The following is a 26,663-nucleotide window of genomic DNA, read 5'->3' as shown; positions in this document are numbered from 1 at the left end:
GGGCGGCCGGGGCGGCGCCGGAAGGAGGCCCGGACTCCGCTTGCACCCGTCCGACGTGCAGAGGAGGATCTTTTGTGCTTGTAGTCTCATCAGTCACAGCAGCCACATTCGGCGGCTGGTACACCGGAACCGGAACGAAGGAGTCCCGAGGATGCGGCGACCGAACTGGGTACCGGAGGGCACGGACCTGGACAAACCGAACGCCGCGCGGGTCTACGACTATTACCTCGGGGGCTCGCACAACTTCGAGGTCGACCGGGAGATGGCCCGCAAGGCCATCGCCCTGTGGCCGGAGCTGCCCCAGATCATGCGCTCCAACCGGGCCTTCCTGCGCCGCGCCGTCCAGTTCGCCGCCGAGCGCGGCATCGGCCGCTTCCTCGACATCGGCTCCGGCATCCCCACCTTCGGCGCCGTCCACGAGATCGCCCGCGCCATCCGCCCCGAGGCGCGGGTCGTCTACGTGGACCGCGACCCGGTCGCCGTCGCGCACAGCCGCCTGCTGCTGGAGGAGGACCCGGGCAGCTCCGTCGTCCAGGCCGACGTGCGGGACGTCGAGGACCTCATGTCCCGCCCCGAGGTGACCGAGCTGCTCGCCGCCGGCGAGCCGGTGGCCGTCCTGCTGGTCGCCGTCATGCACTTCGTCCAGGACGCCGAGGACCCGTGGAAGCTGATCGCGGTGATCCGCGACGCCCTCCCGCCGGGCAGCGCCCTCGTCCTCTCGCACGCCTCCCTGGAGGGCCGCCCCGACCAGGCCGAGGACCACCAGCGGCTGTACCGGATGACGCCCACCCCGCTGACCATGCGCACCCACGAGCAGATCACCGCGATGTTCGAGGGCTTCGAGCTGGTCGAGCCCGGCGTCGTCTACCTGCCGCAGTGGCGCCCGGACCAGCCGGAGACGGTCGGCGAGCACCCCGAGCGGATGACCGGGGTGGCGGGCGTGGGGCTCCGTCCGTGACGGAGGCACCGGAACCGAGCAGCGGCGCCGAGCGGTTCCACGAGGACTGGGCGCGGCTGCTCTCCGGTGACCACGGCACGGCCGTCCACCCCGGCCTGCTCGGCCGGCTGGTCTCCCGGACCGCCGGGCTGCTCCACCGCGCCCAGCTGGACCACCCGTTCGAACCGCAGCTGGCGGCCGAGGCCGGGGCCGAGCTGGTCGACGCCCACTTCACCGACCCGGTGGTGCTGGCCCGGGCCGTCGAACTCCTCCAGCGCCAGCGCGCCGCCGACGGCCGCGGCCCCGCCGTGAGCGGCGCCTTCGCGGCCGGCTGGGCGGCCGCGCTGCGCGAGCGCACCCTGCGCGAGCAGGAGGCCATCCGCACCGCCGCCGACGTCGCCCGCAAGGAGGCCGAGCGGGCGCTGCGCGCCTCCGAGGCCCGGTTCCGCGCCCTGTTCGAGAGCGCCGCGATCGGCATCGGCATCGGCGACACCAACGGCAACATCCTGGCCGTCAACAAGGCCCTCCAGGAACTCTTCGGCGCCGGCCCCGACGACATGATCGGCCGCCGGGTCGGCGACCTCGTCCACCCCGAGGACGCCGACGGCGTCTGGGAGGCCTACGAGGACCTGATCAGCGGCAAGCGCGACTACTTCCAGTTCGACAAGCCCTACTACCGCCAGGACGGCGAGATCGTCTGGACCCACCTGACGGTCTCGCTGATCCGCGACGACGACGGCCTCCCGCAGTACCAGGTCGCCATGCTGGAGGACGTCACCGACCGCTACCGGCTCCAGGAGCGGCTGCGCCACCAGGCCACCCACGACCCGCTGACCGGGCTGCCCAACCGGGCCGCGTTCTTCGAACGGCTGGAGAAGCTCTTCGAGGACCCGGACCCGGGCGCCCGGTTCGGTCTGTGCTACGTCGACCTCGACGGCTTCAAGGTGGTCAACGACAGCCTCGGCCACGACACCGGCGACGAGCTGCTGTGCGCCGTCGCCGCCCGGCTGAAGGCCGCGCTCACCCCGCTCGGGCACCTGGTGGCCCGGCTCGGCGGGGACGAGTTCGTCGTCCTGCTGGAGAAGAGCCGCGGTGAGCAGGAGGCGGTCGCCGCCGCCAAGACCGTGCTCAAGGCACTCGCCGGGCCGGTGCTGATCGGCGACCACAAGCTGGCCGTCGGAGCCAGCGTCGGCGTCCTGGAGCGCCGGGTCTCCACCACCACCCCCGGCGCCGCCGTGCGCGCCGCCGACCTCACGCTCTACCGCGCCAAGGAGGCCGGCCGGGGCCGCTGGATTCTCTTCGACCCCAAGGAGAACGCCCGCGCCGTCTCCCGCTACGCCGTCTCGGTGCGGATGCCCGCCGCCCTCGACCGGGGCGAGTTCTTCATCGACTACCAGCCGCTCTACGCGCTCGCCGACGGCCGGCTGGCCGCCGTCGAGGCGCTGGTGCGCTGGCGCCACCCACAGATGGGCGTGCTCGGCCCGGACGAGTTCGTCACCACCGCCGAGGAGACCGGGCTGATCATGCCGCTCGGCCGCTGGGTGCTGGAGCAGGCCTGCGGCCAGGCCGCCGACTGGATCAAGCGCTGCCCCAGCTCAACGTCAACCTGGCGGTGCGCCAGGCCCGCAGCGCCGCCCTGGTCGGCGACCTCGGCCGGATCCTCGACACCACCGGCCTCGACCCGGCCCGGCTCCAGCTGGAGATCACCGAGTCGACCGTGGTCGGTCCGGAGGACGAGGCGCTGCGCACCCTGCACGGCCTGGTCGGCCTCGGTGTCTCGCTCGCCGTGGACGACTTCGGCACCGGCTGGTCCAACCTCGCCTACCTGCGCGACCTGCCGGTCTCCGGTCTGAAGATCGCCGGCTCCTTCGTCGGCGACCTGCACGACCCGGCCAAGGACGAGGAGACCGGCTGGCGGATCGTCAGCGGACTGGTCTCGATGGCGCACGCCCTCGGGCTGACCGTCACCGCCGAGGGCGTGGAGACCGGCCGGGACGCCGAGCGGCTGCGCGTCATCGGCTGCGACTGGGCGCAGGGCTGGCACTTCGGCCGCCCGGTTCGCCCGTCCGAGATCGCCCGCCGGATCGCCGAGGAGCCGCGCGGCCGCCCGGTCGCCGACTGAGCGCCCGTCCGCTCAGCCCACCAGCCGGGACAGCTCGATCGAGTGCCCGGTGCGCTCCGCCTTGGCCCGCAGGTAGTGGACGTTGCTCTCCGACACGTGCACGCCGGTGGGCACCCGCCGGCGCACCGGGACGCCGAGGGCGGCCAGCTGGGCGGCCTTGTCGGGGTTGTTGCTCAGCAGGTCGATCCCCCTGATCCCCTCGGTCCCCTCGACCCCCTCGGTCCCCTCGACCCCCTCGGTCCCCTCGACCCCCTCGGTCCCCTCGACCCCCTCGGTCCCCTCGGTGCCGAGCGCGTCGAGCACACCGAGCGCGCCGAGCATCTGCGCGGCGGCGGTGTAGTCGCGCCCGTCCTCGGGCAGCCCGAGCGCGGTGTTGGCGTCGTAGGTGTCGAGCCCGGAGTCCTGCAGGGCGTAGGCGTCCAGCTTGTTGTACAGGCCGATGCCGCGGCCCTCCTGGCGCAGGTAGAGCAGGTAGCCGCCGGCGGTCGCGATCCGCTCGACGGCCTCGCGCAGCTGCGGCCCGCAGTCGCACCGGGCGGAGCCGAAGACGTCCCCGGTCAGGCACTCCGAGTGCAGCCGCACCAGCGGCGTCGCGTTCTCGGGCACCGTGCCGAGCGCCAGCGCCAGGTGCTCCGCCCCGTCGGCCAGCCCGTGGAAGGTGAACACCTCCGCCTCCGCCCGGTAGCCGTCCGGGAACACCAGCGGAATCCGCACCCGCGCCCGCACCCGGGCGGCCCCGGCCTGCGGGGAGTGGTTCTGCTGCTGCGGCGGCTGCACCTGGGGCATGGCGGGCCTTTCGTGACGGGCGGTTCGGGTGGTACTCGGCTGTCGACGGTACTAGGTAGTTCCAATTTGAACAACATCGGGCGGGGGGCGGACGAAGGGTCGGTGCAGCTCACGAACGGGTTGCCGGACGGAGGCCGGTGGACCAGGGGCGGACAAACGGGGGGTGGCAGTGAGAGACTGTGCCCGCGCGAGCGGTCCAGGAGTTGCCGCGCTGGTGTTCATTGCGCCGTGACGCCCTCAATGGCGAGGGGACCGCCGGTGTTCTCCCCCCAGGACGACGGGGGAGGCGCCCTGTCTGTCGCTTCAGACCATGGAAGGTCCTCAGAAGATGTCGGCTACCCCCGTGTCCGCTGCGTCCCACGACGCCGGAAACCCCGCCATTGAGTCGCTGTATGCCGAGGTGCTGCGCCGCAACCCCGGCGAGCCCGAGTTCCACCAGGCCGTGCACGAGGTCGTGGAGACCCTCGGCCCGGTGCTGGAGCGGCGCCCCGAGCTGATCGACGCGCGGATCGTCGAGCGCGTCGTGGAGCCCGAGCGGCAGGTGATCTTCCGGGTGCCGTGGACCGACGACCGGGGCCGGATCCACGTCAACCGCGGCTTCCGGGTGGAGTTCAACAGCGCGCTCGGCCCCTACAAGGGCGGCCTGCGCTTCCACCCCTCGGTGAACCTCGGGATCGTGAAGTTCCTGGGCTTCGAGCAGATCTTCAAGAACGCGCTGACCGGCCTCGCCATCGGCGGCGGCAAGGGCGGCTCCGACTTCGACCCCAAGGGCCGCTCGGACGCCGAGATCATGCGCTTCTGCCAGTCCTTCATGACCGAGCTGCACCGCCACCTCGGCGAGCACACCGACGTCCCCGCCGGTGACATCGGCGTCGGCGGCCGGGAGATCGGCTACCTGTTCGGCCAGTACAAGCGGATCACCAACCGCTACGAGTCCGGCGTACTGACCGGCAAGGGCATCGGCTGGGGCGGCTCGCAGGCCCGCACCGAGGCCACCGGCTACGGCTGTGTGCTGTTCACCCAGGAGATGCTGCGCGCCCGCGGCGAGGAGCTGGACGGCCTGCGGGTCTCCGTCTCCGGCTCCGGCAACGTCGCGGTGTACGCGATCGAGAAGGCCCAGCAGCTCGGCGCGACCGTGGTGACGGCCTCCGACTCCACCGGCTTCGTGGTGGACGAGAAGGGCATCGACCTCGACCTGCTGAAGGAGGTCAAGGAGGTCCGGCGCGGCCGGCTCTCCGAGTACGCCGAGCTGCGCGGCGCCCACGTCCGCTACCAGGAGGGCACCGGCGTCTGGAGCGTGCCGGTCGACGTGGCGCTGCCCTGCGCGACCCAGAACGAGCTGGACGAGGCGGACGCGCTGGCGCTGGTCCGCGGCGGCGTGCGCGCCGTCGCCGAGGGCGCCAACATGCCGACCACGCCGGAGGCGGTCCGGGTCTTCCTGGAGGCCGGGGTGGCCTTCGGCCCGGGCAAGGCGGCCAACGCGGGCGGCGTCGCCACCAGCGCGCTGGAGATGCAGCAGAACGCCTCGCGCGACGCCTGGTCCTTCGAGCGGACCGAGGAGCGGCTGGCGGAGATCATGCGGAACATCCACACCGCCTGCCACACCACGGCGGAGAAGTACGGCCGCCCCGGGGACTACGTGCTGGGCGCCAACATCGCCGGCTTCGAGCTGGTGGCGGACGCGATGCTGGCGCAGGGCCTGATCTGATCCGGGCCTGACCCGATCCGGGTGTGAATCGATCCGGGTCTGAACCGACACCGGGCCGTCACGACATCTCCCCGGCCGGCGCCGTTTGGGCCGGTCGGGGAGGTGGCAGCTTGTCAGGGGCCCGGTGATCGCCCTACGTTCTGACGCCATGACCATGTCACGCAGGACGATCATCAAGGGAATGGCGGCCGGCCCGCTCGTGGCCTTCGGCGGCGCCGCCCTCGCCCCGGCGGCGGCCGAGGCCGCGACCCTGTCGCCCCGCCAGTTCACCCTCGCCGAACGCCTCGGCAACAGCCACGGCACGTACGCGGCGCTGGCCGCCGGACTGGCGGGCCTGCTGCCGAAGGCCACCGTCGCCGACGTGCTCGCCAGCGCCAACCGGGACGCCGTGCACCTGGCCGCGGCCCCGAGCGGGGTCGGCGCCTTCCAGGAGGGCTTCGGCTGGAACCCCGGTGACCAGGGGGTCGCCGAATGGGTCCCGCAGGGCGTCACCACCAGCGCCGACGCGCTCGGCTCGGGCGTCTGGGGCGGCAAGCGGGTGGTGCTGGTCTCGTGGTACTTCGACACCGACCCGGACAACGACCCCGGCACGCCGAACGCCGAGGTCAACAAGGGCGTGCGGGTCTCCTTCGTCGACTACACCGACCGCCTCGCGCCCAGGTACCGCCACGTGCTGCTCGTCGAGCCGGTGAAGGCGGCGACCGGCGCGCCCTCCTACGCCCCGGTGCAGCGGCACGCGGGCGGCATCCTCTGGTACGGCAACCTGCTCTACATGGTGGACACCACCAAGGGCCTGCGGGTGTTCGACCTGAACACGGTCTTCGAGGTGGCCACCGGCAAGTCCGACGTCTGCGGGCTGGACGCCTCCGACGGCAGGTACTACGCCTACGACTACCGCTACGTGCTGCCGCAGAGCGCCGCGTACGACAACACCGGGACGCTGCTGCGCTACTCCTGCCTCGCCCTGGACCGCGCCAGCACCCCCGACAGCCTCACCGTCGGCGAGTACGCCGAGGACCTCGCCGCCCCGGTGGTCGACTACTCCGGCACCGGCTGGAACGGCAACGGCACGAAGATCACCACGCCCAAGGTGGTCCGCTGGAACCTCGACTACACCGACCGCAGGCTCGCCTCGGCCACCGCCTCCGAGGCGGTCACCGTCAAGCAGGGCAAGATCCAGGGCGTGGTCTCCCAGCAGTCCCGGCACTACCTGTCCACCAGCAACGGCTCCGGCAACGGCTCGCTGCGCGCGGTGGCCTCGGGCGCCGACACCCCGTCCACGGTGGCCCGGCTGGCGGTCGGCTGCGAGGACCTCAGCTTCCACGGCTCGGCGACCACCGACTGGAGGTTCACCGAGTCGGTGATCTGGAACCTCAGCGAGTACGCCGGCCGCCGGTACGTCTACGCGGTGCGCGCCGACGGCTCCTGAGCCGCGGGGACGCCGCGCGGGCCACCCGACCGGAGCGGGCACGGGATGTCGGGTCCGGGCGGGTGGCCGCCGCCTACGGTGAGGAGCGTCAGAAGGAAGGACGGGGGCGGGAAGCGATGCTGGACCGGCTGAACCAGGCCATGGAGTACATCGAGGAGCACCTCGACGGAGCGGTCGACCCGGCCGAACTGGCGCGGATCGCGACCACCTCGGAGTACCACTTCCGGCGGCTGTTCTCGGCGCTCGCCGGGATGCCGCTGTCGGAGTACCTGCGCCGGCGCCGGCTCACCCTCGCCGGGGCGGAGGTGCTGGCCGGGGAGCGGACGCTGCTCGACGTCGCGGTCCGCCACGGCTACGGCTCGGGCGAGGCCTTCGCCCGGGCGTTCCGGGCGATGCACGGGGTCGGCCCCGGCGAGGCCCGGCGCTCGGGCGCGGTGCTGGTCTCCCAGCCCCGGATGTCCTTCCGGCTCGTCGTCGAAGGGAGCAGCAGCATGGAGTACCGCATCGTCGAGAGGCAGGCGTTCCGGGTCGTGGGCCGGCGGGCGCGGGTCCCCCTGGTCCACGAGGGGGTCAACCCGGCGATGGCCGAGTTCATCAGGGGCCTCGGCCGGGAGACGATCGACCGGATCGCGGCCCTCTCGGAGCAGGAGCCGGCCGGGATCGTCGCCGTCACCGAGTTCTTCTCGGACAGCCGGGAGGAGGGCGTCCCGCTGGACTACTACCACGCGGTGGTCATGGGGGCGGGCGCCGAGGTGCCGGAGGACCTGGACGTGCGCGAGGTCCCGGCCGGGACCTGGGCGGTGTTCGCCAACCGCGGGGCGTACCCGCGGGCGCTGCAGGAGATGTGGCGGGACGTCTTCACCCAGTGGTTCCCGTCCAACCCGTACGAGTTCCGGCCCGGCCCGGAGATCCTGCGGGTCGAGGTCCTGCCGGGCGGCGAGGAGGCCGAGGCGCAACTCTGGATACCGGTCGGTCGCGCCACCACGCGCTGAACGCTCTCCGCCCGTTCGGCCCAGCACGACCGCGCCGCCCCGTGCCCCCGCCCGCATGCTGGGGCGGGGGCCGTCGAGCGGAGAGTGGAGCGGGGATGGCCAAGGCGTTCGGGTTCGTCGACTACGGCGGACCGGAGAAGCAGGAGTTCCTGGACCGGCCGGTGCTGGAGCCGGGTCTGGGGCAGATCGCGGTCACCGTCCGGGCGGCCGGGGTGAACCCGGTCGACTGGAAGGTCCGCCGGGGCTGGATCGGCCAGGTGCGCGAACTGCCCGCCGTGATGGGCTCCGAGGCGGCCGGCGTGGTCGAGCGGGTCGGGCCCGGCGTCACCGGGTTCACCCCGGGCGACGAGGTGTTCGGGATCGCGGCGGCCGGCGCGTTCGCCGAGCAGACGCTGCTGGCCGCCGCGTCGAGCGCGCTGAAGCCGGCCAAGGTCGGCTTCGACCAGGCCGCCACCCTGCCGGTGGCGGCCGCGACCGCCGACGACGCGGTCCGCGACGTCGGCGTGGGCGCCGGGCAGACCCTGCTGATCCTCGGCGTCGCCGGCGGCGTCGGCAGCGCGGCCGCCCAGATCGCCCGCAGCCGCGGCATCCGCGTCATCGGCACGGCGGGCGACGCCAACCGCGGGTACGTCGAGTCCCTGGGCGCGGTGCAGGTCCGCTACGGCGACGGCGTCGCCGACCGGATCCGGGCGGCCGCGCCGGACGGCGTGGACGGCATCCTCGACCTGGTCGGCGGGGACGACGCCCGGGCGGCCGCGGTGACCCTGGACGACCGCACCCGGCTGGTGTCCACCTCCGACCCGGGCACCGCCGAGGAACTCGGCGGCCGCTACATCACCCGCTCCACCAGCCCCGGGACGCTCGCCGCGCTGGCCGACCTGGTCGCCTCCGGCGAGCTGGACCCGCACATCGCCGCCCGCTACCCGCTGTCCCGCGCCGCCGAGGCGATCGCCCTCGTCGAGTCGGGGCACGCGCGCGGCAAGGTCGTCCTGGACATCGGCTGAGGGAGGAGGCCCGCGATGAAGCAGCAGACGGTCACCACCGGCGGCCCGTGCTGGGTCGAGCACGGCAGCGCCGACCCGGCGGCCGCGCAGCGGTTCTACGGCGAGCTGTTCGGCTGGCAGGCCGAGCCCGACGAGCGCCCGGAGGCGGGCGGCTACACGTTCATGCGGCTGGACGGCGCGGTGGCCGCGTCGGTGACCCCGCTCTACGGCGAGGGCCAGCCGACCGCTTGGAGCGTCTCCTTCCTGGTCGAGGAGGCCGACGCCGCCGCCCGCGCGGTCGCCGCCGCGGGCGGGAGCCTGGTCGTGGAGCCGACGGACGCGCTGGACTACGGCCGGTTCGCCATCGCGGCCGACCCGGACGGCGCGGTGTTCGGGCTCTGGCAGGCGGGCCGGCTGCGCGGCGCCGAGGTGCGGGGCGTGCCCGGCGCGCTCGGCTGGGTGGAGCTGCTCACCCGGGACCCGGACGGCGCCCGCGCCTTCTACCCGGCGGTGTTCGGCTGGAAGGTCTCCCCGTCCCCGCGGTACACCCAGTGGGGCCTGGCCGACGGGGACTTCGGCGGCATGCTGACCATGGGCGAGGACTTCCCGCCGCAGGTGCCGCCGCACTGGCTGCCGTACTTCTCGGTCGCCGACGTCGACGTCTCGGCGTTCCGCGCGGGCAACCTCGGCGCGACCGTGCTGATGGCACCCGTCGACCTGCCGGGCGGCGGCCTGCGGATCGCGGTGCTGCGCGATCCGGTGGGCGCGGCGTTCGGCCTCTACTACCGCTCGGAGACCAGGGGCTGACGCCGGCGGACGGCGAGCGCCGACGCGGCCGCCGTCACCAGCACGGCCGTCATCGGCACCACGTCACCCACCCGGGTGTACCAGGTGGCGGTGCCCGGCGCGGTCAGCGGCAGCCGGACCACCAGCGCGCCGGTGTCCTCCGTGCCCAGCCGGGCCAGCTCGCGCCCCTGGGCGTCGAAGGCGGCCGACACCCCGGTGAGCGAGGCCTGCACGGCCGGCCGGCCGGTCTCGGCGGCCCGGATCGCGGCCAGCGAGACGTGCTGCTCGGGCGCCCAGCTGCGCTGGAAGGTCGAGGTCGAGGCCTGGTAGACCAGCACCCGGGCGCCGTCCCGGGCGGCCGTGCGGGCCATGTCCGGGAAGGCCGACTCGAAGCAGATCAGCGCCCCGACCGGCAGCGCCCGCCCCGAGCGGTCCACCACCGGCAGCGGCTCCTGGCCGCTGCCGGGTGCCCGGTTCTCGCCCGCCGCCCGGCTGACCCCGGCGACCCAGCCGAGCACCGGCCGCAGCGGGATGTACTCGCCGAACGGCACCAGGCGGATCTTCCGGTAGCGGTCGACCACGCCGTCCGGGGAGACCAGCACCGCGTCCTTGGAGATCCGCCCGTCCGCCTTGCGCGCGTCCTCGCCCGCCAGCAGCCCGGCCCCGGTCGCGGCGGACAGCGCGCGCAGCCGGTCGAGCGCCGCCGGATCGCGGTCGAGGTCGGCCGTGGTGCTGGACTCGCCCCAGACCACCAGGTCCACCGGGGGCTGCCCGACCAGCGCGGCGGTGGCGCGGGCACTGGCCTCGAACCGGGCCTGCGGCTCGTCGACGATCCCGGGCTGGACCAGCGCGAGCCGCAGTTCCGCGGGCCCGGCCGGTCCCTCGGCGGCGGCCTGGGGCGCCGGCCGCAGCGCGAACAGCAGCGGCCCGGCCGCCAGCGCCGCCGCCGCGACCAGCGCCGCCGCCGCCCGCGGGCGCGGGTCGACGGCGGTGAGCACCACCAGCACGGCGGTGTTGACCGCCACCACGGCGGCGCTGACCAGCCAGATCCCGCCGGCCGAGGCCAGCGCCAGGACGGCCGGGTGCTGCCACTGGGTGGCGCCGAGCAGCGCCCACGGCCCACCCAGCGCGGGCCAGGAGCGCGCGTACTCGGTGGTCAGCCAGACCGCCGCGACCACCGGCGGCGCCAGCAGCGCCCGGCGGACGGTCAGCGGCGGGTGCAGCAGCCGCCACACCGCGAGGCCCACCCCGGCCTGCAGCGACCCGAACACCACGGCGATCAGCGGCAGGGCCGGCCCGACCGAGGACAGCAGCCAGGACATCCCGGTCAGGATGAACCCGGCGCCGAACCACCAGCCGCGCACCGCGGCCTCGCGCGCCCCCGGGGCCCGCTGCATCAGCAGCAGGCCGGGGACGAGCGCGACCCAGGCGAGCGCCGCCACCCCGGGGGCGGGGAAGGCGAGCACCGGCAGGGCCCCGGCGGCGAGCGCCGCCAGCCGGGGCCGGTACCGGGCGAGGGCCCGGCCGGGGCGGGCGGCGGCGTCCGTCGACGGGACGGGGCCGGCGGGGCCGGTGAGCAGGGAAGGGCGCGGCATGACCCGTATTGTCCGCTCGGCGCCGCCCCGTCACCAGCCCCTTGATCACCTGAATGGAGTACGGGTCGACCGCGGGGCGGAGGGCCGGTCAGCCCTCGCCGCCCTCCAGGTCGCCCTCGGTCTCCAGGAACGCCGCCCGCAGCTGCTCGATCAGCTCCGGGTCCGGCTGCTCCCACAGCCCCCGGCTCGCCGCCTCCAGCAGCCGCTCGCTGATCCCGTGCAGCGCCCACGGGTTGGCGCCGGCCAGGAACTCCCGGTTGACCGGGTCCAGCACGTACTCCTGGGTGAGCTTCTCGTACATCCAGTCGGCGACCACGCCGGTGGTGGCGTCGTACCCGAAGAGGTAGTCGACGGTCGCGGCCATCTCGAACGCGCCCTTGTAGCCGTGCCGGCGCATCGCCTCGATCCAGCGCGGGTTGACCACCCGGGCGCGGAAGACCCGGGCCGCCTCCTCGGTCAGGGTGCGGGTGCGGACCGTCTCCGGGCGGGTCGAGTCGCCGATGTACGCGGTCGGCGCCTTGCCGGTGAGCGCCCGTACGGTGGCCACCATGCCGCCGTGGTACTGGAAGTAGTCGTCCGAGTCGGCGATGTCGTGCTCGCGGGTGTCGGTGTTCTTCGCGGCGACGGTGATCCGCTTGTAGGCGGTCTCCATCTCCTCGCGGGCCGGGCGCCCGTCCAGCCCGCGTCCGTAGGCGTAGCCGCCCCAGACCGTGTACACCTCGGCGAGGTCGGCGTCGGTGCGCCAGTCGCGGCTGTCGATCAGCTGGAGCAGGCCGGCGCCGTAGGTGCCGGGGCGGGAGCCGAAGACGCGCACGGTGGCCTTGCGCTCGTCGCCGTGCACGGCGAGGTCGGCCTGGACGTGGGCGCGCACGTGGTTGTCCGCCGCGGGCTCCTCCTGGGCGGCGGCCAGGCGCACCGCGTCGTCCAGCAGGGCGACCACGTGCGGGAAGGCGTCCCGGAAGAAGCCGGAGATACGCAGCGTGACGTCGATGCGCGGGCGGCCCAGCTCCTCCAGGGGGACGGCCTCCAGGCCGGTGACCCGGCGCGAGGCGTCGTCCCACACCGGGCGCACGCCGAGCAGGGCGAAGGCCTCGGCGATGTCGTCGCCGGCGGTGCGCATCGCGCTGGTGCCCCACAGCGACAGGCCCACCGACGGCGGGTAGGCGCCGTCGTTGTCGGCCCGGTAGCGCTCGACCAGCGAGGCGGCGAGCGCCTGCCCGGTCTCCCAGGCGAGCTTGCTGGGCACCGCCTTGGGGTCGACGGAGTAGAAGTTGCGGCCGGTCGGCAGCACGTTGACCAGCCCGCGCAGCGGCGAGCCGGACGGGCCGGCCGGGACGAAGCCGCCGCGCAGCGCGTGCAGCACGGCGTCCAGCTCGCCGGTGGTCGCGGCCAGCCGGGGCACGACCTGGACGGCGGCGAAGTCCAGCACCTCGCGCACCGCCTCCGGCAGCCCGGCGGCGACCTTCTCGACCGCCTCCGGCGCCCAGTCGGCCGCCTCCATCGCCTCGACCAGCTCGCGGGCCTTCGCCTCGGCCGCGTCGGTGGCGCCGAGGGTGAGCGCGGCCTCGTCCAGGCCGAGCGCCTCGCGCAGACCGGGCAGCGCGCTGACGCCGCCCCAGATCTGCCGGGCGCGCAGGATGGCGAGCACGATGTTGACCCGGTCGGTGCCGGCCGGGGCCTGGCCCAGGACGTGCAGGCCGTCGCGGATCTGGGCGTCCTTGACCTCGCAGAGCCAGCCGTCGACGTGCAGCAGGAAGTCGTCGAAGCCGTCGTCCTCGGGGCGCTCCTCCAGGCCGAGGTCGTGGTCGAGCCTGGCGGCCTGGATCAGCGTCCAGATCTGGGCGCGGATCGCGGGCAGCTTGGCCGGGTCCATCGCGGCGATGTTGGAGTGCTCGTCGAGCAGCTGCTCCAGGCGGGCGATGTCGCCGTAGGAGTCGGCGCGGGCCATCGGCGGCACCAGGTGGTCGACCAGGGTGGCGTGGGCGCGGCGCTTGGCCTGGGTGCCCTCGCCCGGGTCGTTGACCAGGAAGGGGTAGACCAGCGGCAGGTCGCCGAGCACGGCGTCCGGGCCGCACTCGGCGGACAGCGCGGCGGTCTTGCCGGGCAGCCACTCCAGGTTGCCGTGCTTGCCGAGGTGGACCACGGCGTGCGCGCCGAAGCCGCCGTCGGACTGCGGGGCGGCGATCCAGCGGTAGGCGGCCAGGTAGTGGTGGGACGGCGGGAGGTCCGGGTCGTGGTAGATCGCGACCGGGTTCTCGCCGAAGCCGCGCGGCGGCTGGATGAGCACCAGGAGGTTCCCGGAGCGGATCGCGGCGAGCACGATGTCGCCGTCCGGGTTCTGCGAGCGGTCGACGTACAGCTCGCCGGGGGCCGGGCCCCAGTGCTCCTCGACCCGGGCGCGCAGGCCCTCGGGGAGGGTGGCGTACCAGCGGCGGTAGTCGGCGGCCGGGATGCGCACGGGGTTGCGGGCCAGCTGGTCCTCGGTGAGCCAGTCCTGGTCGTAGCCGCCGGCGGCGATCAGCGCGTGGATCAGCGCGTCGCCCTCGTGCTCCTGCCCGCCGTCGCCGTCCAGACCCGGCAGGTCCTGCCCGAGGTCCATGCCCTCCTCGCGCAGCGCGGTCAGCAGCCGCACCGCGCTCGCGGGGGTGTCCAGGCCGACGGCGTTGCCGACCCGGGCGTGCTTGGTCGGGTACGCGGAGAGCACCAGCGCGAGCCGGCGCTCGGCGGCCGGGACGTGCCGCAGCCGGGCGTGCGCGACGGCCACGCCGGCGACCCGGGCGGCGCGCTCCTCGTCGGCGGCGTAGACGGTCAGGCCGTCCTCGTCCAGCTCCTTGAAGGAGAACGGGACGGTGATCAGCCGGCCGTCGAACTCGGGCACCGCGATCTGGGTGGCGGTGTCCAGCGGGGACAGGCCGTCGTCGCTGGCCTCCCACTGGGCGCGCGACCAGGTCAGGCAGAGCGCCTGGAGGATCGGGCGGTCCAGCGCGGCCAGCGCGCCCGCGTCCCAGGCCTCCTCGTCGCCGCCGGCCTGCGCGTCGGCCGGGCGGGTGCCGCCCGCGGCGAGCACGGTGGTGACGATGGCGTCGGCCTCGCCGAGCGCGGCCAGCAGCTCCGCCTCGGCGCCGCGCAGCGAGGCGCAGTAGTACGCGCGGGCCCGGGCGCCCTGGTCCTCGATCGCCCGGCAGAGGGTCTCCACGAAGGCGGTGTTGCCGCTCATGTGGTGGGCGCGGTAGTAGAGCACCGCGACGGTCGGGCCCCCGGTCGTCCGGGCCTCGCGCTCCAGCGGGCCCCAGGCCGGGGCGGAGGCGGGCGGGGCGAAGCCGTGGCCGGTGAGCAGCACGGTGTCGGAGAGGAACGAGCCGAGCTCGGCGAGGTTGGCGGCGCCGCCGTGGGCCAGGTAGGCGTGCGCCTCGGCGGCGATGCCGGCCGGGACGGTGGACAGCTCCATCAGCTGGGCGTCGGGGGCCTGTTCGCCGGTCAGCACGACCACCGGGCGGGGGCCGGCGAGCAGTGCGTCCAGGCCCTCCTGCCAGGCGCGGCGACCGCCGAGCAGGCGGACCACGACCAGGTCGGTGCCCTCCAGCAGGGCGGGCAGGTCCTCGGGCGTCAGCCGGGCCGGGTTGCCGAGCCGGTAGCGGACCGGCCCCTCGGAGGCACGGGCGCTCAGCAGGTCGGTGTCGGACGTCGACAGCAGCAGGATCATGCGAAGGCCCTCCCGGCCTCGTCGGCGGGTGCGGGCACAGGCATGCGGCGGCGCATGGCTTCAAGCCTTCCTCGGGGTCCGCGCCCCGGGCCGGTGGAGGACGGCAGGAGTTCCTGGCTCCCGCGGTCCTCCGGAGGTCCGGTGAACCGCGGTCACAGTGGCGGGACCGCACCGGGTTCGCACCGGTTTCCTCCCCTGCGCCGTCGCTGGCGTGCGGACGGTCCGCGGGGACCGTCCGCGAGCATCGTACGGGGTACGGCCGACCCGGGGGAGTGCAGGTTCGGGGGCGCCGGGCCGGGCCGGGGGTGTGAGCGACGGTACGGCGGCAACCCATCGGATCATCTGTATGCTCGCCGCCATGCCTCCCGAACCCGACGCCGCCGCGCCGGGCGCCGCCGTACCCGACCGGGCGCGTCCGGACGCCTGCCCAGGGGCCCTTCGTCTGCACACCGCCGACGACGGCGCCCTGGCCCGGGTGCGGCTGCCCGGCGGAGTCCTGACGGTTCGTCAGGCGCTGGCGCTGGCCGACGCGGCGCGGGAACTCGGCGACGGCCGGCTGGAGATCACCTCGCGCGGCAACGTCCAGCTGCGGGGCCTCGCTTCGGACTGCGGCGGCGAGCTCGGCGGGCGGCTGCGCGCTGCCGGCCTGCTGCCCTCCGACACCCATGAGCGGGTGCGCAACATCGTCGCCTCGCCCGGCCCCGCCGGCGGCCTCGCCGACGTGCGCGCCTGGGCGCGCGGACTCGACCTCGCGCTGTGCGCCGCCCCCTGGGCGACCGGCCTGTCCGGCAAGTTCCTGTTCGCCCTGGACGACGGCAGCGGCGACGTCGCCGCGCTGGACGCCGATGTGACATTGATCGCAGGCCCGGACGGCACCGCCCTGCTGCGCCTGGGCCGGGCCGCCACCGTGCGCCCGGTCCGCGCCGACCGGGCCGTCTGCGCGGCCCTGGAGGCCGCCCGCGAGTTCCTGGACGCCCAGCGCGCCGCCGGGGTGAAGGCCTGGCACCTGCGCGAGGTGCCCGGCCTGCTGGACCCCGGTCCGCTGCCGATGCCCGTACTGCCCGGCACCCGCCCGCCGCTGGGCGCCCTGCCCGGGGGCGGGCTGCACGTCGGCCTGCGGTTCGGCCTGGCCACCGCCGGGCAGTGGCGGGCCCTGGTGGACGCCGCCGAGGGCGAGCTGCGGCTCACCCCGTGGCGCGGCGCGGTGCTGCCCGGCGCGCCCGCCGAACGGCTCGCCGCGCTCGCGGCGGCCGGGCTGCGGACCGCGGCCGGGACGGCCTGGGACGGCGCGAGCGCCTGCACCGGGCTGCCGGCCTGCGCGAAGTCGCTGGCCGACGTCCGGGCCGACGCCGCCCGGGCGCTGGACGGCGCGCCGCAGGGCGCCGGCGGACTGCCGGTGCACTGGTCGGGCTGCGAGCGCCGCTGCGGCCACCCCGCCGGACGCCGGGTGGACGTGCTGGCGACCGGGCAGGGGTACCGGGTGGCGGTGGAAGGCGCGCCGCAGGGGCGGGAGACCGCCGTGGAAGTGACGAACGAGGAGATGGCCGCGGCGGTCGCCGCGGCCCGGAGGACCACCACGTGATCGAGTACGAGAAGGACGGCGCGTCCATCTACCGCCAGTCCTTTGCCACCATCCGGGCCGAGGCCGACCTCGCCGCGCTGCCCGCGGACGTCTCCCAGGTCGCGGTGCGGATGATCCACGCCTGCGGCATGGTCGACCTGGTCGAGGACCTGGTGTACTCGCCCGGCGTGGTCGCCTCGGCGCGCGCCGCCCTGCGCGCCGGTGCGCCGATCCTGTGCGACGTCAACATGGTCGCCAGCGGCGTCACCCGCAAGCGGCTGCCCGCCGACAACGAGGTGATCTGCACCCTCACCGACCCGGCCGTGCCCGGGCTGGCCCGGGCGATGGGCAACACCCGCAGCGCCGCCGCGATGGAGCTGTGGCTGCCCCGCCTGGAGGGCGCCGTGGTCGCCGTCGGCAACGCGCCGACCTCGCTGTTCCGGCTGCTGGAGCTGATCGAGGCCGGCGCCCCGCGCCCGGCCGCGGTGATCGGCGTGCCGGTCGGCTTCATCGGCGCGGCCGAGTCCAAGGAGGCGCTGGCCGCGCACCCGGCCGGCCTGGAGCACCTGGTGGTCCGGGGCCGGCGCGGCGGCAGCGCGATCGCCGCCGCGGCCATCAACGCGATTGCGAGCGAGGAAGAGTGACGGACCAGCAGAAGACCGGCCGGCTCTACGGGGTCGGCCTCGGCCCCGGGGACCCCTCGCTGGTGACCGTCCGCGCCGCCGAACTCATCGGCAAGGCCGACGTGGTGGCGTACCACAGCGCCCGGCACGGCCGGTCCATCGCGCGGTCCATCGCCGAGCGTTATCTGCCGGGTGGTCAGATCGAGGAGAAGCTCGTCTACCCGATCACCGTCGAGACCACCGACCACCCCGGTGGCTACCGGGGCGCGCTGGACGACTTCTACGAGGAGGCCGCCGCCCGGCTGGCCGCCCACCTGGACGCCGGCCGCGACGTCGTGGTGCTCGCCGAGGGGGACCCGTTCTTCTACGGCTCCTACCAGCACATGCACAAGCGCCTGGCGCACCGCTACCCGACCGAGGTGGTGCCCGGCGTGACCTCGGTCAGCGCCGCCGCCGCCCGGCTCGGCCAGCCGCTCACCGAGGCCGAGGAGACGCTCACCGTCATCCCCGGCACGCTGCCGGAGGAGGAGCTGACCGCGCGGCTGGCCGCCGCCGACTCCGCCGTGGTGATGAAGCTCGGCCGCACCTTCCCGACCGTGCGCCGCGCCCTGGAGCGGGCCGGCCGGCTGGCCGACGCCCAGTACGTCGAGCGCGCCTTCATGGCGGGCGAGCGCACGGCGCCGCTGGCCTCGGTCGACGCCGAGGACGTGCCCTACTTCTCGGTGGCCGTGCTGCCCAGCAAGGTCGCCCCGCTGGAGCCCCCGGCGCCCGACCTGAGCGGCCCGGGCAGCGTCACCGTCGTCGGCACCGGCCCGGCCGGCCCGCTCTGGCTGACCCCGGAGGCGCGCGGCGCCCTGGCCGCCGCCACCGACCTGGTCGGCTACACCACCTACCTGGACCGGGTGCCGGTGCGTCCCGGCCAGACCCGGCACGGCTCCGACAACAAGGTGGAGTCCGAGCGCGCCGAGTTCGCCCTCGACCTGGCCCGCCGCGGCCACCGGGTCGTGGTGGTCTCCTCCGGCGATCCGGGCGTTTTCGCGATGGCCACCGCCGTGCTGGAGGTCGCCTGCGAGGAGGCCTACCGGGAGGTTCCGGTGCGGATCGTCCCCGGCATGACCGCCGCCCACGCGGCCGCCTCCCGGGCCGGTGCCCCGCTCGGCCACGACTACGCGGTGGTCTCGCTCTCCGACCGCCTCAAGCCCTGGGACGTCGTCGCCGCCCGGCTGCGCGCCGCGGCCGCGGCCGACCTGGTGCTCGCCCTCTACAACCCCGGCTCGCAGTCCCGCACCACCCAGGTCGGCCGCGCCCGTGACCTCCTCCTGGAGTACCGGGCCCCGGAGACCCCGGTGGTGATGGCCCGCGACGTCGGCGGCCCCACCGAGCGCGTGCGCACCGTCCGCCTCGCCGACCTCGACCCGGCCGAGGTCGACATGCGCACCATCCTCCTCATCGGCTCCTCCCAGACCCGGCACGTCCCCCGCCCCCCGCACCCGGACGTCACCTGGACCCCCCGCCGCTACCCGGAGGCCTGAGTCCGGGGCCGCGGGCCCGGACTCCCAGGAGTCCGGGCCCGCGGCACGGGTGCGCGGTCCCGCGCGGCGACCGTCATCCTTCGGCGAGATGCTGCCGCACGACGTCGACGAACCACTCCAGGGCGGCCAGGACGGGGCCGGAGCGAAGGGCGAGGACCTCCAGCGGGAACGACGGCCGGAGGTCGAGCTTGGCCTCGGCCAGTTCGATCCCGTCGATCTTGTTGAGCCGCAGCATGAACTCCCGGCGCAGTGCGACGTCGTCGAACGGAGGCCGCGGTCGCAGATGCTGGAAGACGACCTCGACCGTGCCCAGGACGGGGTAGAGGGCGAACGGCCAGATGCCGTTGAGCCGGCTCTGCGCCCCCTTGTCGACCATCAGGAAGCAGCTGGTCTCGACGGCCTTCCCGTATTCGAGGCGGCAGTCCGGGCCCAGCTGTGACCAGGCCTGGAGCAGATTCAGGACCTCCTCGGCCGTCTCGGGCTGGTTGGTCCGGAGCTGGGTGGCGAAGCGCGCGGAACGGTCCGTGCCGGCGTCCCGGGCGACGGCGTCGGCCGTCTCGGGCGCCTTGTTCAACAGGGTGGCGAGATCCTCGGCGGTCAGCCGGAACGAGCGCTTGGCGCGGCCGGCGGAGTCGAAGGGGACGCCCTCGGCCATCAGCAGCTCCACCGGGTTGTCGCGGGGCCCGCCGGCCGGCCAGCGCAGCGTCGGTGACACCTGGCCGTTGGCGGTGAGCACGCGGTGGGCGCCCTTGACGCCGCTGGTGGCACCCAGGTACTGCCCGACGTTCTTGGGGTGGCCGCCGATCAGCTGGGCGAGATCCCCGTAGGTCGTCCAGGTGCCGGACGGCATCGCGATCAGGGCGGAGCGCAGTTCGCTCCAGCCCGGCCACTCGTCGTCGTCCCTGGACCGGGAGTTCTCCGGACCCGGCCACAGCGAGATCGCGCGGGCGGCCAGGCGATGGGCGCGGTTCTGGATCTCGGGCCGCCCCCAGCGGGAGGTCGCGGCGATCTCCTGGTTCATGCGAAGGGCGCTGCCCTGCAGGATCTGCTGCTTGCGCTGGAACGGGTGGTTCGACAGCCGGCCGTTCTCGGCCGAGAGCGTGAGGTTGCCGAGGGTGTGGAGCAGGATCTCGTGGAGTTCCTCGGGCGTCTCGTCGTGTTCGGCGTCATCCGCCAACAGGTCGAACCAGGATTCGGCCGGGCGCTGGGGGAGGATGTGCTCGATGGTCAGCCGGGACCGGTCGAAGTCCACCGGTTCGGCCGCCCGGTAGCTCTCCTCCAGCCGCTTGAGGACGAACATGCGCTGGTGGGACTGGCCGGCCCAGTAGAACGGCTTGGTGCGGATGGCGGCCGTGAGCTCCGAATCCGTGGGCCAGCCCCGGCGGCGTCCGGAGAGGTAGGACCGCACCGCCTGGGCGACGGGGAGGCTCCGGTCCATGTCGCGAGGAAGCGAGTTGAAGACCCGGTTGTAGTTGTTGCTCCTGGACTCGCAGAACAGGCGTCGCACCATGTAGCTCTCGACGAAGCCCAAGGCCTCGGCCGCTTCGTCCTCGGTGGCGGTGCCCGCGCTCACCAGCTTCAACAGGTGCAGCGCCACGGGATAGTGGGTGCGTCCGCCCCAGTTGCCGAGCCGGCGCAGCTGCTCCCGCAGACCGGGATGGGGTTCGAGCCCCGGGTCGAGGATCCGGCCGAACAGTCCGGCCGTGCGGGACAGCTCGGCGACGGCGTCCTCGACCGCCGCCTCGTCGCCGGCGAGCAGGTCCAGGCGCTGCTGCTGGGAGCGGTAGATCTCGGTCTGCTTGGCCTTGTCGTCGCCACGCAGGACGAGGTCGAGCCAGACGAGCAGTTCGAGGTTCTTCGGGCCGAGCGCCTGTTGCATCGGCAGCCAGAGCTGCTCGTACACGCGCTCCCCGCGGTGCGGCAGCAGCATGAACACGTAGTTGCGCAGGAGGTCGCTCTGGGTGAGCCGGACGCCGGTGTTGTTGATGGACTCGAAGATCCGGTAGACGTTGTCGCCCCGTTCGGCGGCGATCTCGACGATCGACAGCAGATCGCGCAGCGCGGTTTCCACCACCCCGGCCCACGGTGCCCCGTGCTGCTTCTGGCCGGTTTCGAGCATCTCCAGGAAGAAGCGGTAGGCGGAGCCGATGTTGTCGGCCCCGCCCGCCTGCGGGGTTCCGGACAGGCAGGCGACGAAGGCCGCCCGGTCGGCTTGCGTGGGCAGGAGCCGGTAGTAGGCGTCGCCGTCGTGGAACTCGTTCACCAGGAACTGCCGGTGGATGCGGTCGGCGGTCCGCTCCGCCGCGTCACCGCCCTCCAGCCGTACGTGGTCACGGAGCGCCGCCAGGGCCAGCATGATCGTGGTGAGCCGCTGCTGGCCGTCGACGACCAGCCACCGCTGGAGTCCGCCGGCCTGGTTGCCGTTGGGCGCGAGAACGACCGAACCGAGGAAGTGGGAGGGCGGGGTGACACCGGCGAGCTGCTGCTCCGCGAGATCCGCCACGTCGTCCCAGAGCTGTTGGAGCTCGGCGCGGGTCCAGCTGTAGGTCCGCTGGTAGAGCGGGACCTGGAACTGGATCTGCCCTTGGACGAGCTTGAGGAACGTGATCTCCTGGGCGTGCACGTGCGTCTCTCCCCGGTCGCGGTGGCGCGTGATGTGTCGTTGTGGTGATCAACAGGTTATCGACGCATCCCGACACGGGTGAATCGAGCAGACGGCGGGAGACGGCGGGAGACGGCGGGCTGCCGGGGCGTGCCGCTCCCCGGACCGGCCGGGGCGCGCCGCCGGGCTCTGGAGCCGACCCGCGTGGTGGCGACCCGGCCCCGCAGGCGAACATGAGGTCTGAAGAGATCCGACGTGGTAGGGACTGGGAGAATGGTGCGGCATGGGTGAGGTCGGTGGGCGGGCCGGGCAGCTGCGGAGCAGTGGGCTGCGGCACGGCTGGACGACCGGGGCGTGCGCCACGGCGGCGACCAAGGCGGCGTACCGGGCGCTGCTGACGGGGGAGTTCCCGGATCCGGTGGAGATCGTGCTGCCGAAGGGGCAGCGGCCGGCGTTCGCGCTCGCGGTGGAGGGGTTCGGCGAGGGGCCCGGCGGGCCGCGGGCGATGGCCGGGGTGGTGAAGGACGCCGGGGACGACCCCGACGTGACGCACGGCGCGCTGGTGCGCTCCACGGTGTGGGCGGGGGAGCCGGGCGCGGGCGTGGTGTTCCGGGCCGGGCCCGGGGTGGGCACGGTCACCAAGGCCGGGCTGCCGCTGGCGGTCGGCGAGCCGGCCGTCAACCCGGTGCCCCGGCAGCTGATCCGGGACGCGGTCGCCGAGGTGGCCGCCGAGTGCGGCGGCAGCGGGGACGTGGTGGTGGAGATCTCCGTCGACCACGGCGAGGAGATCGCCCGCTCGACCTGGAACCCCCGGCTCGGCATCCTCGGCGGGCTCTCCATCCTCGGCACCACCGGCGTGGTCGTCCCCTACTCCTGCTCCGCGTGGATCGACTCGATCCGGCGCGGGGTGGACGTGGCGCGGGCCGCCGGCCGCACCCATGTGGCCGGCTGCACCGGCTCGACCTCGGAGAAGGTGGCCGTCGCCGTGCACGGCCTGCCCGAGGACGCGCTGCTCGACATGGGCGACTTCGCGGGGGCGGTGCTCAAGTACCTCAAGCGCCACCCGGTGCCGCGTCTGACCATCGCCGGCGGCTTCGCCAAGCTCTCCAAGCTCGCCGCCGGCCACCTCGACCTGCACTCGGCGCGCTCCCAGGTGGACAAGGGTTACCTGGCCCGGCTCGCCCGCGAGGGCGGCGCGGACGAGGAGCTGACGGCGGCGGTCGCGGCGGCCAACACCGCGCTGGAGGCGATCCAGCTCTGCCGGGCGGCCGGGGTGCCGCTGGGCGACCTGGTGGCCGAGGCGGCGCGGGCCACCGCGCTCGGGGTGCTGGTCGGTTCGCCGGTCGCGGTGGACGTCATCTGCATCGACCGGGCCGGGACGATCGTCGGCCGGGCGGAGCCGCTCGGGCCCTGAAACGGGCCGCGTTCCGTCTCAGACGTGTCCCAGGACCTTCGCCATGATGTGAAGATCTGACGCTCATACGGGGTGAGAAACGGACAAAAGTTACGCCACGCCGGGGGGCGGTTCTGTCGCTATCTCAGTCATGAGATATGGTCTGGCGAGTGACAGGCGACTACCTCACCCGTATCGGCACCCTCATCCGTACCGCGCGTCAGCACCGCGGCTGGTCCCAGGCCCAGCTCGGCGAGGCCCTCGGCACCAGCCAGAGCGCGGTCAACCGCATCGAACAGGGCAAGCAGAACGTCAGCCTTGAGATGATCGCCCGCATCGGCGAAGCGCTCGACAGCGAGATCGTCTCCCTCGGCTACGCCGGCCCGATGCACCTTCGGGTCGCCGGTGGCACCACCCTCGCCGGCGCGATCGACGTCCGCAGCAGCAAGAACGCGTGCGTCGCCATCCTCTGCGCCTCGCTGCTGACCACCGGCCGCACCACCCTGCGCAGCGTCGCCCGCATCGAGGAGGTCTACCGCATCCTCGAAGTGCTCACCAGCATCGGCGTCAAGAGCCGCTGGACCAACGACGGCCGCGACCTCGAACTCACCCCGCCCGCCGAGCTCGACCTCGCCGGCATGGACGTCGAGGCCGCCCGCCGCACCCGCAGCGTCCTGATGTTCCTCGGCCCGCTGATGCACCGCGCCGACAGCTTCGCCATCCCCTACGCCGGCGGCTGCGACCTCGGCACCCGCACCGTCCAGCCGCACCTCACCGCGCTGCGCCGGTTCGGCCTGGAGGTCGCCACCACCGGCGGCGCCTACCACGCCTCCGTCCAGCCCGGCGTCCCGATGGACCGCCCGATCGTGCTGACCGAGCGCGGGGACACCGTCACCGAGAACGCCCTGCTCGCCGCCGCCCGCCACGACGGCGTCAGCGTCATCCGCAACGCCTCGCCCAACTACATGGTCCAGGACCTCTGCTTCTTCCTGGAGAAGCTGGGCGTCAGGATCGAGGGCATCGGCACCACCACCCTCACCGTGCACGGCGTCGCCGAGATCACCTGCGACGTCGACTACACCCCGGCCGAGGACCCGGTCGAGGCGATGAGCCTGCTCGCCGCCGCCGTCGTCACCTCCTCCGAGCTGACCGTGCGCCGGGTGCCGATCGAGTTCCTGGAGATCGAGCTCGCCGTGCTGGAGGGCATGGGCCTCGACTACGACCGCACCCCCGAGTACCGCGCCCACAACGGCCGCACCCGGCTGGTCGACCTCACCGTGCGCCCCTCCAAGCTCAGCGCGCCGATCGACACCATCCACCCGATGCCCTTCCCCGGCATCAACATCGACAACGTGCCGTTCTTCGCCGCCATCGCCGCGGCCGCCCACGGCACCACGATGATCCACGACTGGGTCTACGACAACCGCGCCATCTACCTCACCGAACTCACCCGGCTCGGCGCGGACATCAAGCTCCTCGACCCGCACCGCGTCCTCGTCCAGGGCCCCACCCGCTGGCGCGCCGCCGAGATGGTCTGCCCGCCCGCCCTGCGCCCCGCCGTCGTCATCCTCCTCGCGATGCTCGCCGCCAAGGGCACCTCGGTGCTGCGCAACGTCTACGTCATCAACCGCGGCTACGAGGACCTCGCCGAGCGCCTCAACTCCATCGGCGCCCAGATCGAGACCTTCCGCGACATCTGAGCCCGGATCCGCACCGTGCCCGGCCCCGGACTTCCAGGGCCGGGCACGCTCAGCGGTCGCCCCGGGCCAGCTTCAGGAACAGGTCGCCGTCGACGTGCAGGTTGAGGATGGACTTCGGCGGCAGGTCGGCCGGGAGGAAGGGGCGCCCGGGGCTGGTCGTGCTCATCTCCACGATGCTCCTTATGGACCGGACTCCGTGGCGGTACGTCGGAACCTTGAGCAGGGCCTCCAGGATTCCGGGGTCGACGTCGAATTCCTTGCAGCTGTTCTCCTTCCGCGCGATCGCCTGCGCGGTGAAGAGCGCATGGAGGACCAGGGCGCGCCGGATCAGGTAGGAGGAGTCCTCCGGCTCCGGATTGACCCCCGCGATGTCGATGTAGCCGCGCAGGCGACTGAGGAAGTCGGGAACCTTGAGCTCCCGTTCGGCCTCCGGGGCGGCTCTGCTGAAGTCGGCGAAGCTGTGGAAGGTGCCGCCACCGAACACGAAGATGCAGGGGCCGACCCGGTGGACGGTTCCCTTCTGCCGGAAACTGCCGTCCTGGATGGGGGAGAGGAAGTGCCTCAGCCAGCCGAGACGGCTTCCGTCGAGCTTCGTGTCGAACTCGTCCCAGAAGGCGACCGGGAGGTCTCCGGCCAGGGCGGTGTCGCGAACCCGGTGCAACGCGCCCACGAGGTCCGACGGCCCTCCGAACTGTGACAGGTTGAATTCGAGGAACTTGATCGACGCCTTGTCGTGTCCGGATATCTCACTCTCCACCAGCTGCTTGACGGCGAACGACTTCCCGGAGCCGGGGGCGCCGAAGACCGCCAGGGCCAGTGGCTGCTGGCCGAACCTGAGCCCGTCGCGATACCTGGCGATGATGTTGCGGATCGCGTGCAGGCCCTCGATCTCTCGGCGGTCGACCACCGTGAGCTTCCCGAACCGCCCTACCGGAACATTCTCCAGAACCTGGTCCCCCATCGTGGCGACACGTTTGGGCAGGTCGGCGGATTTGGGATCCTTCAGCCTTCTGCTGTCCAGGCGGAGGAACGACAGCGAGTCGCTCGGGCTCCGGGTGATGGAAATGTTCTTCGCCGTGGCGAGTCGCGGGCCGTCCTTGGCCTTGGCGGACGCTGGTTCGAATATCTTCGAGGTGGGGCAGTGGAATTCGTTGCTCCCATCCCGGTGGTCGTCCCCGAGGTCGAATCCCTGGTCGTACATCGACTGCATCGCGGAGAGCCCCGAGCGCATGGCCCGGACGAGCTTCGGCCGGTCGGCCGACCTGGCGAGTTCGGCTGCCACCGCGCCGCAGAGCGCGCTCCCGTAGCCGAACATGGTTCCCTGGCCGTTCTTCCGCCGCCAGGAACGCTCCGTCCGTTCCCGGTCGAACACGAGGGTGTAGCTCGGGCCGGAAGCCTCGGTCCGGTCGATCAGCAGCGCGCCGGACGGCCCGAAGGAGACGATGAGCAGACGGCAGTTCGACAGCGCTTGGAGCCGTTTGTGGAGTTGGAGTTCCAAGGCGGTGTCCCGGACGGACCGCTCCCATGAGATGTCTCGGCTGATGCCGGCCCCGGCGTCCCGCAGCCGCGACGCCGAGGTGACCGCGATGAAGCGGCTGGCCAAGGTGTCGTTCTGGTCGCGCAGGCGCTTGTTGAAGTACGACCAGATCTCACCTTCGGCGATGCGGTGGCTCATCTTGAGCAGGAGCCACGGCCCGCGGTCCTTGCTCCTCAGGCCCGGGAGGAGGTCGTCGCCGGGTGGACCGTCCTTCCAAGTGTCCCGATAGCCCAGGGCGGAGTCGTCGAGCACGATGATGTCGGGCGCAGCCCGGACATCGATTCCCTGGTAGAACCGTTCGGGAAGCAGCGGGTTGATGTCGACGGCGTCCGATCCGAAGCCGAGGTATTCCTTGACGCGCCAGTGCTGGTCCTCGTTCTCGACCGGCTCCACCGGATATCTGGAGATGATCGCGAACGAGTGGTTGTAGGGATTGTCGAATGCTCTCAGGGCGCCTTCTTGCGGCCTATCGGGCCGATGTGTGGTGACGGGTCCGTGGGCGGCCGCCTCGATCATGTCGGCGAGCAGGAACGCGCCGCCGGTGAGCCACCGTACGTTGACCAGTGTCCGTAACCGGTCCTCGGCGTCACTGATCGGCGGCATGCTGTTCTCTCTGAGTGCCCAATCGATCGTCAGATCGCCGGTGACGACGATGTGCTTCTGCCTCACGGGGA

Annotated in this window: 17 protein-coding genes, 1 pseudogene and 1 riboswitch; of the genes and pseudogenes, 13 read left to right on the top strand and 5 right to left on the bottom strand. The window is 73.6% G+C overall.

The features are described from left to right. Positions 1-151: 151 nt before the first annotated feature. From ABT093_RS14135 to ABT093_RS14125, 3 genes and pseudogenes are all read left to right on the top strand, one after another. Entirely contained in the window at positions 152-958 is an 807-nt protein-coding gene (locus ABT093_RS14135; protein WP_350563966.1) for an SAM-dependent methyltransferase, read from the top strand. Beyond that, positions 877-2,454 (top strand): annotated as a pseudogene (locus ABT093_RS14130) (putative bifunctional diguanylate cyclase/phosphodiesterase); the annotation flags it as partial. The gene ABT093_RS14135 and the pseudogene ABT093_RS14130, both read left to right, overlap by 82 nt. Before the next feature lie 95 nt (positions 2,455-2,549). Then, a complete protein-coding gene (locus ABT093_RS14125) occupies positions 2,550-3,059 on the top strand; it encodes an EAL domain-containing protein (protein ID WP_350563965.1) in 510 nt (169 codons plus the stop codon). 12 nt (positions 3,060-3,071) lie between these two features. On the opposite strand, the gene ABT093_RS14120 is transcribed toward ABT093_RS14125, so the two are convergent. Then, a complete protein-coding gene (locus ABT093_RS14120; protein ID WP_350563963.1) occupies positions 3,072-3,845 on the bottom strand; it encodes a GTP cyclohydrolase II in 774 nt (257 codons plus the stop codon). A 328-nt stretch (positions 3,846-4,173) separates the two neighbouring features. On the opposite strand from ABT093_RS14120, the gene gdhA reads away from it, so the two are divergent. From gdhA to ABT093_RS14095, 5 genes are all read left to right on the top strand, one after another. Further along, positions 4,174-5,553 carry an NADP-specific glutamate dehydrogenase gene (gdhA, locus tag ABT093_RS14115; RefSeq protein WP_350563961.1) on the top strand — a complete coding sequence of 460 codons (1,380 nt, stop codon included), beginning with the start codon at positions 4,174-4,176 and terminating at the stop codon, positions 5,551-5,553. 148 nt (positions 5,554-5,701) lie between these two features. After that, the gene (locus tag ABT093_RS14110) at positions 5,702-6,982 is read left to right on the top strand and encodes a hypothetical protein (RefSeq protein ID WP_350563960.1); all 1,281 of its coding nucleotides are present in this window, start codon (positions 5,702-5,704) and stop codon (positions 6,980-6,982) included. Between the two features lie 116 nt (positions 6,983-7,098). After that, positions 7,099-7,974, top strand: a complete 876-nt coding sequence (locus tag ABT093_RS14105) for an AraC family transcriptional regulator (RefSeq protein WP_350563958.1) — start codon at positions 7,099-7,101, stop codon at positions 7,972-7,974. 95 nt (positions 7,975-8,069) lie between these two features. Next, complete coding sequence (locus ABT093_RS14100; protein ID WP_350563956.1) at positions 8,070-8,978, top strand: NADP-dependent oxidoreductase; 909 nt, start codon at positions 8,070-8,072, stop codon at positions 8,976-8,978. 15 nt (positions 8,979-8,993) lie between these two features. Next, on the top strand, positions 8,994-9,764 hold the full coding sequence (locus ABT093_RS14095) for a VOC family protein (RefSeq protein WP_350563955.1): 771 nt from the start codon (positions 8,994-8,996) through the stop codon (positions 9,762-9,764). On the opposite strand, the gene lnt is transcribed toward ABT093_RS14095, so the two are convergent. Together lnt and cobN are read right to left on the bottom strand one after the other, a co-directional pair. Further along, positions 9,740-11,338 carry an apolipoprotein N-acyltransferase gene (lnt, locus tag ABT093_RS14090; RefSeq protein ID WP_350563954.1) on the bottom strand — a complete coding sequence of 533 codons (1,599 nt, stop codon included), beginning with the start codon at positions 11,336-11,338 and terminating at the stop codon, positions 9,740-9,742. The two genes, ABT093_RS14095 and lnt, sit on opposite strands and share 25 nt — an antisense overlap. Before the next feature lie 88 nt (positions 11,339-11,426). Further along, a complete protein-coding gene (gene cobN / locus ABT093_RS14085; protein WP_350563952.1) occupies positions 11,427-15,041 on the bottom strand; it encodes a cobaltochelatase subunit CobN in 3,615 nt (1,204 codons plus the stop codon). 107 nt (positions 15,042-15,148) lie between these two features. Then, a riboswitch (cobalamin riboswitch) is annotated at positions 15,149-15,234 on the bottom strand. A gap of 165 nt (positions 15,235-15,399) precedes the next feature. On the opposite strand from cobN, the gene ABT093_RS14080 reads away from it, so the two are divergent. The 3 genes from ABT093_RS14080 to ABT093_RS14070 are packed head-to-tail and all read left to right on the top strand — an operon-like array spanning position 15,400 to position 18,757. Continuing rightward, entirely contained in the window at positions 15,400-16,623 is a 1,224-nt protein-coding gene (locus ABT093_RS14080; protein ID WP_350563950.1) for a ferredoxin-like domain-containing protein, read from the top strand. After that, complete coding sequence (locus ABT093_RS14075; protein ID WP_350563949.1) at positions 16,620-17,246, top strand: precorrin-8X methylmutase; 627 nt, start codon at positions 16,620-16,622, stop codon at positions 17,244-17,246. The genes ABT093_RS14080 and ABT093_RS14075 overlap by 4 nt, the downstream gene beginning before the upstream one ends. After that, positions 17,243-18,757, top strand: a complete 1,515-nt coding sequence (locus tag ABT093_RS14070) for a precorrin-2 C(20)-methyltransferase (RefSeq protein ID WP_350563947.1) — start codon at positions 17,243-17,245, stop codon at positions 18,755-18,757. The genes ABT093_RS14075 and ABT093_RS14070 overlap by 4 nt, the downstream gene beginning before the upstream one ends. A gap of 73 nt (positions 18,758-18,830) precedes the next feature. Here ABT093_RS14070 and ABT093_RS14065 read toward each other — a convergent pair whose 3' ends face one another. Further along, positions 18,831-21,380, bottom strand: a complete 2,550-nt coding sequence (locus ABT093_RS14065) for a GmrSD restriction endonuclease domain-containing protein (protein WP_350563946.1) — start codon at positions 21,378-21,380, stop codon at positions 18,831-18,833. A 262-nt stretch (positions 21,381-21,642) separates the two neighbouring features. Between ABT093_RS14065 and ABT093_RS14060 the strand changes: the two genes are divergently transcribed. Together ABT093_RS14060 and ABT093_RS14055 are read left to right on the top strand one after the other, a co-directional pair. Next, a complete protein-coding gene (locus ABT093_RS14060) occupies positions 21,643-22,773 on the top strand; it encodes a cobalt-precorrin-5B (C(1))-methyltransferase (RefSeq protein ID WP_350563945.1) in 1,131 nt (376 codons plus the stop codon). A 149-nt stretch (positions 22,774-22,922) separates the two neighbouring features. Beyond that, complete coding sequence (locus ABT093_RS14055) at positions 22,923-24,452, top strand: UDP-N-acetylglucosamine 1-carboxyvinyltransferase (RefSeq protein ID WP_350563943.1); 1,530 nt, start codon at positions 22,923-22,925, stop codon at positions 24,450-24,452. A 49-nt stretch (positions 24,453-24,501) separates the two neighbouring features. On the opposite strand, the gene ABT093_RS14050 is transcribed toward ABT093_RS14055, so the two are convergent. Beyond that, the gene (locus tag ABT093_RS14050) at positions 24,502-26,658 is read right to left on the bottom strand and encodes a hypothetical protein (RefSeq protein WP_350563942.1); all 2,157 of its coding nucleotides are present in this window, start codon (positions 26,656-26,658) and stop codon (positions 24,502-24,504) included. Positions 26,659-26,663 lie beyond the last annotated feature (5 nt).

This window comes from Kitasatospora sp. NPDC002551, assembly GCF_040296005.1.
Lineage (GTDB): Bacteria > Actinomycetota > Actinomycetes > Streptomycetales > Streptomycetaceae > Kitasatospora.
Note: the sequence above shows the minus strand (reverse complement) of the source record. Positions and strands in the feature narration are given on the sequence as shown.